The following is a 12,552-nucleotide window of genomic DNA, read 5'->3' as shown; positions in this document are numbered from 1 at the left end:
TAAATATAAATGGAGATTACAATGAATAACATGATTGATAGAATTATAGAAGTTCTAAGTCAGAATGATATCCAGAACTTCCTAATTAATGAAAATATAATTGAAACTCAGGAATTATTTTATATTAAACATTCACTTAACTTAACACGTAACAAGAATGTCAGCAAATACGAAATAACCCTTTATAGAGATTTCATTTATAATGATACTAATATGCGTGGCAGTGCAAGCTGCCTCCTTAATAGTTCTATGTCAGATATGGAACTTAATGAAAATATCCTTTCTGCCTATGAAGCAGCACTTTCTGTTAGAAACCCATATTATAAACTACCTCATGGAGACGCAACGTTTGTTGAATCAGATAATATTTTCTCAACAAAAAATCACTTCACTGATAGCAGTGCAGATACAGCCGGCAGCTTAGACTTATCTGCAAATAAATCTGTAAATGAAACTGATAACTTATCTGCAACAGATATTGTAAATGCATTATTTGTAAACGATACTATTAGTGAGACAACCAATGCGTTTATAAATTCTACAGAAATATTTATAACAACTTCTACTTATCGTATAATCAACTCTAACGGTGTAAATGCATCATATTCATCAACAACCTATTCGGGTGAATTTGTAGTGCAATGCACTTCTCCTGCCGATGTTGAATTATACAATGATTTTAAATACAGTTCTAAAGACGATAATATACTTAATTCTCTCAGTACCAAAGTTGCCAATGCCCTCATTATGGTTAAAGACCGTTCAATTGCAAAGGCATTTTTAAATGATATGAAATATGATACAGTGATTTTAGAAGGACAATGTGTAGGCGAATTGTTCAACTACTACTTAAAACGTCTTGATGCATCTATGATTTATCCTAAATATTCTTCATTTGATATTGGTAAAAGTGTTATTCCTGAATGTGAATTATCTAACACCCCTGACTCTGATAAATCTATTAATTCAGACGAGACCAGATGTATTGACTCTGATTCGTGCAGGACTTTACCTGATAAACTCAATATCACTCTCACTCCAAAGCTCCCTTATTCCTGTGAGGGTATAGCGCTTAAGAGACTTGAATTAATTAAGAATAACATTGCACAATATATTACAGGTAATGCAAGATTTGCCTTTTATCTGGGAATTAATCCAACAGGAGAGTGCGACTGTTACAAACTTGAATGTGGTAACACATCTATAGAACAGTTAAAATCCGGTCGATATCTTAGAGTGGTGAATTTCTCTGATTTCCAGATGGACTCACTTAGCGGACAAATCGGTGGTGAATATCGTCTCGCTTATTACTGTGATGGCACTAAGGAAATTCCAGTTACCAATGGTTCTATAAGTGCTAATATTAATGATATTGTTAAAAATATTAAATTATCATCTGAAAGCCAAAATTCTTATAATTTCGATGGTCCTCTAGCTATATCCTATTCAGTCTAAATTTACTTTAATAATGTAAATTCTATAATTTTAAATGCCTCTAGCCATATCATATCCTGCACCATCTAAATACTTGTAAAAGCATAAAAGCGATGTATGTATTTCTACATACACCGCTTTTATTTGATTATTGCTCTGATCTATTAATCTAATTTCTTAATGTCTATTATGCTTCCCAGATTTCTTTAGCATACTGAAGAATTGTTCTATCTGATGAGAACTTACCTGCATTTGCTGTATTCATGAAGCATTTTTCTCTGAATTTTAATGTATCAGCATAATCTTTGTTAACCTGTAATTTAGCATCACAGTATGACATTAAGTCTTCTAATAAGTAGTACTTATCAGCTTTTTCCCATGGAAGTGTCTCAAATAATGAATTGTATAAGTTCTGGAATAATCCTGTTCCATCATCACTTAATGTTCCATCGATTAATGTATCTACAACTTTCTTAATTCTTGGGTTATTATTGTAAATCTTCTTAGGATCATATGAATCTTTAATCTTCTCAAGATCTTCTACTCTTGCACCAAAGATGTAGTTGTTTTCTTCGCCTGCTTCTGCAACGATTTCAACATTTGCTCCATCATATGTTCCTAATGTAACAGCACCATTTAACATAAACTTCATATTACCTGTACCTGAAGCTTCTGTACCTGCTGTAGAAATCTGCTCTGAAACATCTGCTGCTGGAGTAATCTTCTCTGCATATGATACACAGTAGTTAGAGATAAATACAACCTGTAATTTATCATTTACTTCTGGATCATTTGCTATCATTTTAGCGATTTCATTTATGAATTTGATGATACCTTTAGCTCTTGCATATCCTGGAGCTGCTTTTGCACCAAAGATAAATACTGTTGGTGTAAAGTCCTTAATTCTACCATCTTTTAATCCGTAATATATATCAAGGATTGAGAATGCATTTAATAACTGACGTTTGTACTCATGTAATCTCTTAACCTGAATATCAAAAATGAAGTTAGGATTTACATCAATTCCTTCTTTTTCTTTAATATATTCAGCGAGCTGCTGTTTCTTAATCTTCTTGATTGCATCAAATTCTTTGATAACATTCTTATCAGATTTGAATTTTTCAAGTTTCTTTAATTCGTCAAGGTTTGTAATCCAGCCATTGCCAATCTTATCATTTATGAAGCCAGCAAGTTCTTCATTAGCAAGTGCAAGCCATCTTCTCTGGGTAATACCATTTGTCTTGTTGTTGAAACGTTCTGGATAGATTTCATACCATTCTTTTAATGCATCATTCTTAAGAATCTCTGTGTGGATTGCAGCAACACCATTTGTTGAATGACTCGCATAGATTGCAAGTCTTGCCATATGGATGATGTACCAAGCTTTGTTATCATCATATGGGTTATCAATAATCTGATATTTTTCAACATCTGTTCCTGTGATTCCCATTTTCTCTAAGTCTTTGATTAATGCATTGTTAATCTTAACAACATATTTGTATACATTTGGAAGTACAGACTTAAATAATTTGATACTCCATTTTTCAAGAGCTTCTGCCATAACTGTATGGTTTGTATAAGCAAATACTTCTTTACAAATCTTTAATGCTTTGTTAAATGAAAGTCCTTCATTTTCAACAAGGATACGACATAATTCAGGTACTGAAACAACTGGATGTGTATCATTAAGCTGGATAGCATATTCTTTAGATAATTTAGAGAAATCATTACCGTATTTAGCTTTGTATTTCTTAAGAATATCCTGAAGAGATGCACTTGAGAAGAAGTACTGCTGTTTTAATCTTAATTTCTTACCAGCATCTGTTGAATCATTTGGATATAATACAGCTGTAATAGCCTCTGCATCATTCTTTTCTTTGAATGCTTTATCATATTTCTGGTCATTAAATAAAGCAAAGTTAAATTCTTCAATTGGTTCTGCCTGCCATAATCTTAATGTATTAATCTTAGCTGCGCCATAACCAATTACTGGAGTATCATATGGTACTGCCCAAACTGACTGTCCCTTGAAGTCGATTCTTACTTTATCTTCTTCTCTTCTGATTGACCATGGATCACCGAATTTTGTCCAATTATCAGCTGTTTCTTTCTGGAATCCATTTTCAAAGTACTGTTTGTAGATACCGTAACGATATCTGATACCATAACCGTTTAATGTAACGTTCTGTGTAGCTGCTGAATCTAAGAAACAAGCTGCAAGACGTCCTAAACCACCATTACCCTGTGCATTATCTTCGATTTCTTCAAATACTCTGATATCGATTCCATTCTCAGCGAATAAATCAGCTAACTGATTCATAAGTCCAAGGTTCATAAGGTTGTTATATACTAATCTACCAATAAGAAACTCTGCAGAAAAGTAACATACTTTTTTGCTATCTGTTTCCCATGACCACTGATTAGCTAAACTCTTCATGGCTGCTTTTGATACTGCATTGTAAAGTTCTACTGTAGATGCTTCCTTAATTGTCTTGTTGTAATCAAGGTCTAAAATAGTTACAATGTTCTCCTTAAATGTACTCATTCCTTCTTTTTCTCCTATCTGCTCAATTATATTATTTTTGTTTTTATATTTACTAAAGTCTAGCATAAAATTCTGCTAATTCTTTAAGTTCTTTCGCTTTCTTCTTCGTAAGGCTTCCTTTTAACATTCTCCATTTCCAGTTATCTCCAACTGTAGATGGTGTATTCATTCTTGCCTCATTTCCGAGTTCTAATATATCCTGGACCTGAAATATTGCTATTGCTGCAACACTTGCATATGCCGCTCTTAATACCGCTGCAGGAATCTCTGATTTCTTGGTAACTCCAAGATACTTGTATGCATATTTAAGATCTGCCGCACTTCTGCTTGAAAAATATCCTACTACTGTTTCATTATCATGTGTACCACCATATACTAATGAATTAGGTTTATAATTATGTGGTAAATGTGAGTTAGTAGGACCTCCATCAAATGCAAACTCAATGATGTTCATTCCAGGATAGCCTGTCTCAGCTAATAATTCTCTTACTGCCGGGCTTACTATTCCTAAATCTTCAGCAATTATCTTAGCATCTCCGATTGCACTGTCTATAGCATCTGTAAGTTTCTTGCCAGGTCCCTGTCTCCAGACACCCTCTTTAGCATTTTCACAGCCTGCTTCAATCGAGTAATAATTTACAACACCAATGAAATGGTCAATTCTAATATAATCATATATTTTAGAATTGCTCGCCATTCTCTGTTTCCACCATTCAAAATCACATTCTTCCATTCTGTTCCAGTTATATAATGGATTACCCCATAACTGTCCATCCTCTGAAAATGCATCTGGTGGAACACCTGCAACATTAATCTGTTCGAAATCTTCATCAAGTTCGAATAAATCTTTATGAGCCCATACATCAGCACTGTCCATAGCCACGTAAATAGGAATATCTCCTATTATCTCTATGCCGCTTTCATTTGCATAAACACGTAATTTATTCCACTGCTCAAAGAACTTGAACTGACAGAATTTCCAGAAAGCAATATCATCTTTAAGCTCTTCTTTATATCTGTCTATTGCTTCAGGCTGTCTGGCTTTAATATCGTAGTCCCATTTTGACCATTCCTGATTGTCAAACTTGAACTTAACAGCCATATATAAACTATAGTCATCTAACCAATATTCATTATCTTTTTCAAACTGTGCATATTCCTTTGTCTCCGCATATGTACTATTATTAAATGCCATTCTTAAAATCTGGAATCTTGAGCCATATACAGTTGCATAATCAATATACTCTGCATTATCTCCCCAAGGGAACTTCTTAATCTGTGCTTTTGTTATTAATCCTTCTTCAACAAGATAATCTAAATCAATAAAGTATGGATTACCAGCAAAAGCTGAAAAAGACTGGTATGGACTATCTCCATAACTTGTAGGTCCTACCGGAAGCACCTGCCAATATTTCTGACCTGCTTCAACTAAATAATCGACGAACTTGTAAGCTTCTTTACCAAGTGTACCAATACCATATGGAGATGGTAAACTACTTATTGGAAGCAATAATCCTGCTCCACGCTTCAATGCTCTGTCTTTTTTTTCATTCATCATTTCAGCCATATTTTCACCTCATTGTTGTTATTCCGAAATACAACCTAATTTTATCATTTGCCAACTATGTAGTCAAGGTAATAAATTATAAATATTACCTTTATTTACTATTTTCGTAATTTTTTCGTATTTTTTCGAAAATTATCGAAATTTCTTATTGCATTTTTCATACTAGTTTGCTATATTATATACATTAATGCTTCTATTTTAAATTCTTAATAATATTTATTATATATCCAGGAGGACTTATATGGTAACAATTAAAGATATTTCTGATTATCTTGGCATTGCCTCAAGTACAGTTTCTAAAGGTCTTAATAATGCAACTGATATAAGCGACGAGACAAGAGATAAAGTCATAGCCGCTGCCATAGAACTTGGCTATTCCCCTAAGAGACGTAAACATTTTACCGGCCTTAATGGTCAATTCGAAAGGAAAGTTTGTGTATTTATAGAGAATATGGATTATGAAAACCGAGAGCAGTTTGGATATGATTTAATTCAGGGTTTTAAGCAATCCGCTGAAATTCGTAATTGGAAAGTTGATATAGTTCCTTCTAATTTGAATGCACAAAGTAAAAATGAATATGATAAATTTATGATTACTAATGGCTATAGTGGTGCATTTATGATTGGTTTCTCTATTCATAATGACTATAGTATGCAAATAAGTAAAACAAGAATGCCAACTGTACTTTTTGATAATTATATATTAAACAATCCTAAAGTAGGCTATGTTGGAACAGATCACTATGAAGGGCTTAAACTTGCAATTCATCATTTACATTCACTCGGACATACTAAGATTGCATTTCTTAATGGTGCAAGAAATACAATGGTATCTTCCCAGCAGACCCAGGCATTTTCTACCATTATGAATGAACTTAATCTTTATGTTGATCCACATTTATTAGAATCCGGATATTACGTTCCTGATTGTGCTAAATATCACGTTCCTAAATTCATTGATCGTGGTGCAACAGCTATTATCTGTGCCAGCGACTTAATTGCATCTGGTGCAATATCAGAAGTTCAGAAACGTGGTCTTAAAGTTCCTGAAGATATAAGCATTATTGGCTTTGATGATCTGCCAATATGTCAGAGTATAACTCCACAACTTACTTCTATTCGTCAGGACAGATTAAGTTTAGGCAAAAGTGCTATGATGTTATTAGACTGCCTGATTAATAATATTCCTATTAGTAAAGCAATCTTAAGAGCTGATTTAATTATAAGGGATTCCACTGCCGTTGTTAAGAACAGAGATTAAAACTATATTTAGTTTACGATTGCGGTCTTTATATAAGGATTCCACTGCCGTTGTTAAGAGCAGAGATTAAAACCTTACAAGATGTTCCCTTTACACCTACCACACCATTACAGCTTTCTAATTCTGAATTTCCTGCCTTTTTATCATTAATATAACATTTAAACACATCATTTTCAGAACCTATCCTAACATCTCTTTCTTTATCATCGGCATTAAAGATTACATAAATCTCTTTATCATCTTCTATCAATTTATATGCAATTACTTTTTCATCATCAGTATCAATAAAGGAATTTTTCTTTTTAATTTCCTTTGCATCTGACATCATGAAAACCTTATGTGACTTTCTAAATGCAATCAGACCTTTATAATATTCATACACATCATAATATTCTTTCTTCTTAAGATTATCCCATTTAATTGAATTAACATAATCAGATGACCTTACGCTATCACTTACATATTCACCATTCTCATCTTCTTTGGTTCTTAACATTTCCTCACCTGCATGCATTAGAGGTATTCCCTGTGACAGCATTACAATTGAAATAGCAAGAAGGTTCTGTTTAACAGCCTGTTCAAATGATATTTCCGCATTACATAAATGTATCTTATCAAATAATGTTTTTCTGTGTAGCTAGCAATACGTCTTTCTTTGTTAATTTAGTATTTAATGTCCATCCCTCACCATACATCATAATATTAGGTCTTATTTTATCAAGTTCCTCTCTGATCTTATTAATTGTATCAATATCAATAAGCCCTACAAGGTCAAATCTAAATCCATCAATGTGATATTCTTTAGCCCAGTATAATACAGAATCCACAAAATATTTGCTGACCATACTTCTCTCAGATGCAGTATCATTACCACATGCAGAACCATCAGACATTACACCATTCTTATCCATTCTGTAAAAATATCCCGGTACTGCTTTATTGATTAATATTCCAACAAACATATAGAATATAACATAGATAAAATTCTTGGGCAAGACAGAAAAAAGGCTCTTTACCTAATAGATACATAAGACATAATTTCTTCATAATCTATTAACATAAAGAACCTTTATTCATATATAATTATTTGATTTTTTAAAATAATTATTGCTATTTCTTATTACATACAAGATATGAAACTCCTGCTAAAACTATAATTGAAATAATGTCAATTATAATTACTGTTCCTGTACCTACTGAATAATCTTTATTCTTAGCATTTGAAACAGTAGCAGTATTTACTGGCTGTGTTTCATTGTTAGCAGTTGCTGTATCAGCAGCAACTGTTGTTTCTTCGCCTGCAGTTGTTTCTTCATTAACTGTTGTTGATTCCTGAGTTGCTGCCTCTGTTGTCTGGGCAGCCTGACTTGTTGATTCCTGAGTTGTCACTTCAATTCCACCAAGTTCATCAAAACCTTTTGTAGAAATCTTTTCTTCTCCGGATTTAATATATACATCAACATTATTTTCTGAAACCTCACTGATATCAACAGTTCTGTTCTTACCATATTCTGCTGTTGAACCATCTTTTGGTTTAACTACAAATGTAACAACTGTTGCCTCACTTGATGAACATGTGTAACTAACTGTTGCTTCATTACCACTTACTTTAAAGTCGTAATCAGTTCCCTGATTATATTCATCCCAGATAGCTAAAACATATCCACTATAATTTGCATCATCTCTATGATAATGTATTGTTATAGTTTTTTCATTATCTGCATATGCAACATTATTATTAATAAATGTCATTCCTACGACTGCCACAAAAGTGACAGCCATAAGTATTATCTTTTTAACTCTTTCCATAATAAATAACACACCCCTGAAACTAATTTAATTCTTTTTTTCTTTTTACAACGAGTACTGTTACTACTGCTAACGCAACTACACCAATACCGATAAACATTACTGTTCTTGTTGAAGAATCACCTGTCTTAACGATTGCTGCATTATCATCTTTAGGTGTATTACCATTTGAACCTGTATTTGCTTTATTATTTTTTACAAGAATTGTACAAGATACTGCACCAACTGAAACACTACCTGTTGCTGTTCCTAATAATTCATTACCAGCTTTGTCACCCTGAACATAAATGCCCCATTCACCATCTGGTAAATCTACACTTATAGGTGCATTGCTTGGGTTATAAACTACAACGATACCATCAGAAGCTTCACCATTTGCTCCACCTGCTATCTGGTATGCTATTGCTCTATCATCTCTTTCACCCTCAAGTAAGAATGTAAGGTTTTTATCGATATCTGTATCAGATGTCATTCTTAAGCCTGCATGTGCTTTTCTGAATGCTATAAGTCCCTTATAATAATCATGTGTTGTTGCATATGCTGCTTCATTTAATGTATCCCATTTAATAGAGTTAACTGCATCTGGTGAGCAATAACTGTTCTCTTCATATGTTCCATCACCATTTGGTTTAGTTCTTAAGATTTCTTCACCAGCCTGAATAAAAGGAACACCCTGTGAAGAAAATACGAATGCTGCTGCTAAGTTGTTCTGTTTAACTCTGTCTGCAAAGCTTGTCTCTGTATTTCCATCAGTAATTGTAATTCTATCAAATAATGTATAATTATCGTGACAAGAATTGTAGTTAACTACCTGATTTGGATTCCACTGCCAACCTGGATTAGCAATGATTGAAGATAATACTGTACTTAATTTTTCGAAACCACCTGTTACGTAACCTGGTGTTGTATTAAATACTGAACCTTTTAATGCATCACGTATAGCATCACTGAAGTATCCTGAACCTTGTGTTATATCAGCAGCAGTCTGGCTTGCTAATTTTACATCTTTTGTTGTAACTGTTGATGACATACTCCATCCTTCACCATATACAATGATATTAGGATTGATTGCACGAAGTGCATCTATCATAGCATTAATTGTATCTGTATCAAATAAACCTTCCTGGTCAATTCTGAAACCATCAATGTGATATTCTGTTGCCCAGTAAACTACTGAATCAACAATATATTTACTATTCATAGCACGCTCTGTTGCTGTATCATTACCACAACCTGAAGCATTTGAATTTGGTCTTGAATAATAATTTGGTGTAAGTTTGTTAATACTGAAATCTGATGCACTGTTAACATGTCCGTATACAACGTCCATTACAACGCTGATTCCTGCATTATGTAATGACTGTACCATCTGTTTGAATTCATTTACTCTGACTGCTCCGTTGTAAGGATCTGTTGAATAAGAACCCTCTGGAATGTTGAAGTTCTGTGGATCATATCCCCAGTTGTACTGTGGTGTATCTAACTTTGTTTCATCAACTGAAGCATAGTCAAATGTTGGTAATAAATGAACATGTGTAACACCTAAGTCTTTTAAGTAATCAACACCTGTTGACTGTCCGTATGAGTTAACTGTTCCTTTTTCTGTAAATGCTAAGTATTTACCTTTGTTCTTCATACCAGAAGATGCATCAATAGAGAAATCTCTGATATGTAATTCATAAAGTACATCATCAACATAATTAGGTGATGTTGCTGGACTCTTATCATTTGCCCAACCTTCAGGATCTGTAGAATCAAGGTCAATAATCATACCTCTGTTACCGTTAACACCTGAAGTTCTTGCATATGGATCAATGATATCTTCAACAACATTTCCATTAACTGTTGCTGTATATGTGTAATATACACCATTTAGGTCTCCATCAATAGAAGCTACCCATGTACCATTTACATCAGCTGTCATAGGAGTTGTCGAAATCTTATCGTCTGTTCCTGCTGTTCCTGACTGATATAAGTTAATAGAAACTTCTGTTGCTAATGGAGCCCAGACTCTGAAATCTGTTTTAGAAGCTGACCATGTAGCACCTAAGTCATTACCTGCATAAGTATATTTTTCATCAAATCCACCATTTGAATATACATCTGGTAATCCTATCATAAATGTCATACCTCCAAGGTATTCAATCTCGTAGCTCTTTAAGATATTTAACTTCTCAGCAACTGTGATTGTAAATGATGTTCCATTACCTTTAACACTCTTGATTGTCTCATATGTGTCATCTGTTGTATTTTTGATTTTAAGATTAAGTGCATCTACATCTGCTATATCAACTGCTGATGTAAATGTGATATTCTCTAAATCTTCTGTCTTAGCAGATGTAAGCTTGAGTCCTGTTACAGCTTTTGAATCATCAATTTTAACAGCTCCTACTTTTGAAGTAATATAAACTTCAACTGTACCTGAAACATATTTTGAAAGGTCAACAAATCTGTCTTCACTATAATCTTTTCCTTCCCAGCCTTCACCTTTCTTAACAACGTAACCAATCTTTAATGTAGATGTCTCGGTCTGCATTGCATATGTTGCTTCATTAGCACCGGCTGTCATCTTAGCCTCCCAGCCATCGCCAATTGTCCACAACCACAATCTGTAATCATCATAACTGCTTGCCCCTGTGAAATGGAAATTAACTGTTATTCCATCATTTTCTGCATTAGCAACAATGTAATCACCATTAATTGAAATTACTGATGTTACCAAAAGCACTAACGCAATAAGTAACGCTTTTAATCTTTTTTTCATAGTATCCTCCTTTTTATTTTAATGGCTAAATTTTATTATAACATAACAATCATAAAATTAGAAGTGGATTTTTATACAATTTCACTAAAATTATTATGTGTTATGCGATAATTTTTCTTATACTTTCTATATTTCCATCTTTTATAATATATTTCGCCTGTACATTTTCAATAATAGTTTTCTTTGGTGATATATTAGTATGTAAATATACTGAATCAAGACCTGCTTTCTTTGCCCCCTCAATATCTGATATCCAGTCATTTCCTATCATTACTGATTCTTCTTTTTTCAAATTATATCGGTTCAATAATATATTATAAAATGTCTTTGATGGCTTTCTGCATTTTTCATCCGACGAAAATACTATTCCGTCAAAATATTTATAGATATCTAAATATTTCATCTCATATTCTGAAATAATCTGTTGTGCATTTGATAAAAGATATATTTTCTTATTCTTCTTCTTCAATAGTTCTAACATTTCAACTACACCATCATATAATCTTATATATTCAGTAGATATAATTCTAAAAAATTGTCCTGCCACAATGCATGTATTCATATCTATATCTATCCCCTTGTTCTGAAATAATTTCATAAATACATTCTCAACCTTTATTTCCGGATAGTCATATTTATCTGACATTTTCTTTTCTTCTTCTTCACATATTCTGAAATATTCTCTTTTCAAGTCCACTGTTTTATACACTGCTCCATGAAATGCATAGAATTCCTGCATTTTCTTCCATAAATTAGCATTCCATTCATTAGTATTGATGTCAATTAGTGTTCCGTATAAATCAAAAATATAGTTTTTATACATAAATTCCTCCTGTAAATGCATTAAATTATAACAACATATTATATTATAGCATATATAATCCTCTATAACATCATATTTATTATAATGTTTCATCTTAATATATTTCTACACAATAAAGGAATAAAGAATGCCGCTTGCGACATTCCCCGCCTGCGGCGGGTTGATATAGCAACATTTTCTGCTCCGCCTCAGTGCGATCCTCGCGGAGCGTTTTTGCTTACCAGGACAATTTCAACGAATTTTCCTGGTAAGCAAAAAAAGAGAACATCATCTGTTCTCTTTTTCTTCTTTATATATCCTTCTGTACCTTCAAAACTACACATTAACTTATCTTCCAATTCTTAACTTC

The 12,552-nt window shown here is 33.0% G+C and carries 9 protein-coding genes; 2 read left to right on the top strand and 7 right to left on the bottom strand.

What is annotated here, in order from left to right:
* The first annotated feature begins 21 nt into the window (after positions 1–21).
* Positions 22–1,455, top strand: a complete 1,434-nt coding sequence (locus OCV48_RS11505) for a metallopeptidase TldD-related protein (protein ID WP_021983155.1) — start codon at positions 22–24, stop codon at positions 1,453–1,455.
* Between the two features lie 166 nt (positions 1,456–1,621).
* Here the strand turns inward: OCV48_RS11505 and OCV48_RS11500 are convergent, their stop codons facing one another.
* Positions 1,622–3,979 carry a glycogen/starch/alpha-glucan phosphorylase gene (locus tag OCV48_RS11500; protein ID WP_147591999.1) on the bottom strand — a complete coding sequence of 786 codons (2,358 nt, stop codon included), beginning with the start codon at positions 3,977–3,979 and terminating at the stop codon, positions 1,622–1,624.
* A 52-nt stretch (positions 3,980–4,031) separates the two neighbouring features.
* Positions 4,032–5,546 (bottom strand): 4-alpha-glucanotransferase, encoded by a 1,515-nt coding sequence (gene malQ, locus OCV48_RS11495; protein WP_262559724.1) that lies wholly within the window; start codon positions 5,544–5,546, stop codon positions 4,032–4,034.
* 241 nt (positions 5,547–5,787) lie between these two features.
* Here malQ and OCV48_RS11490 point away from each other — a divergent pair, with 241 nt between their 5' ends.
* Positions 5,788–6,807 carry a LacI family DNA-binding transcriptional regulator gene (locus OCV48_RS11490; RefSeq protein WP_021983158.1) on the top strand — a complete coding sequence of 340 codons (1,020 nt, stop codon included), beginning with the start codon at positions 5,788–5,790 and terminating at the stop codon, positions 6,805–6,807.
* Between the two features lie 28 nt (positions 6,808–6,835).
* Here OCV48_RS11490 and OCV48_RS11485 read toward each other — a convergent pair whose 3' ends face one another.
* From OCV48_RS11485 to OCV48_RS11465, 5 genes are all read right to left on the bottom strand, one after another.
* Complete coding sequence (locus tag OCV48_RS11485; protein WP_147591998.1) at positions 6,836–7,303, bottom strand: hypothetical protein; 468 nt, start codon at positions 7,301–7,303, stop codon at positions 6,836–6,838.
* A 118-nt stretch (positions 7,304–7,421) separates the two neighbouring features.
* Positions 7,422–7,802 carry an alpha-amylase family protein gene (locus OCV48_RS11480; RefSeq protein ID WP_021983160.1) on the bottom strand — a complete coding sequence of 127 codons (381 nt, stop codon included), beginning with the start codon at positions 7,800–7,802 and terminating at the stop codon, positions 7,422–7,424.
* Positions 7,803–7,917: 115 nt separating this feature from the next.
* Positions 7,918–8,616, bottom strand: coding sequence for a pullulanase-associated domain-containing protein (locus OCV48_RS11475; RefSeq protein WP_021983161.1), 699 nt, complete (start codon positions 8,614–8,616; stop codon positions 7,918–7,920).
* Between the two features lie 22 nt (positions 8,617–8,638).
* Positions 8,639–11,380: a type I pullulanase gene (pulA, locus tag OCV48_RS11470; RefSeq protein ID WP_021983162.1), complete on the bottom strand. Its 2,742-nt coding sequence runs from the start codon at positions 11,378–11,380 to the stop codon at positions 8,639–8,641.
* Positions 11,381–11,480: 100 nt separating this feature from the next.
* Positions 11,481–12,203: an HAD family hydrolase gene (locus tag OCV48_RS11465; RefSeq protein WP_147591997.1), complete on the bottom strand. Its 723-nt coding sequence runs from the start codon at positions 12,201–12,203 to the stop codon at positions 11,481–11,483.
* Positions 12,204–12,552 lie beyond the last annotated feature (349 nt).

Source organism: Bovifimicola ammoniilytica, from assembly GCF_025567085.1.
Classification (GTDB): domain Bacteria; phylum Bacillota; class Clostridia; order Lachnospirales; family Lachnospiraceae; genus Bovifimicola; species Bovifimicola ammoniilytica.
This window is presented reverse-complemented; position numbering and strand designations above follow the sequence as displayed.

Coding starts and splice junctions, on each gene's coding strand:
- OCV48_RS11490 (WP_021983158.1), top strand. CDS start 5,788: ATGGTAACAATTAAAGATATTTCTGATTATCTTGGCATTGCCTCAAGT.
- OCV48_RS11485 (WP_147591998.1), bottom strand. CDS start 7,303: ATGTTAAGAACCAAAGAAGATGAGAATGGTGAATATGTAAGTGATAGC.
- OCV48_RS11500 (WP_147591999.1), bottom strand. CDS start 3,979: ATGAGTACATTTAAGGAGAACATTGTAACTATTTTAGACCTTGATTAC.
- malQ (WP_262559724.1), bottom strand. CDS start 5,546: ATGGCTGAAATGATGAATGAAAAAAAAGACAGAGCATTGAAGCGTGGA.
- OCV48_RS11505 (WP_021983155.1), top strand. CDS start 22: ATGAATAACATGATTGATAGAATTATAGAAGTTCTAAGTCAGAATGAT.
- OCV48_RS11465 (WP_147591997.1), bottom strand. CDS start 12,203: ATGTATAAAAACTATATTTTTGATTTATACGGAACACTAATTGACATC.
- pulA (WP_021983162.1), bottom strand. CDS start 11,380: ATGAAAAAAAGATTAAAAGCGTTACTTATTGCGTTAGTGCTTTTGGTA.
- OCV48_RS11475 (WP_021983161.1), bottom strand. CDS start 8,616: ATGGAAAGAGTTAAAAAGATAATACTTATGGCTGTCACTTTTGTGGCA.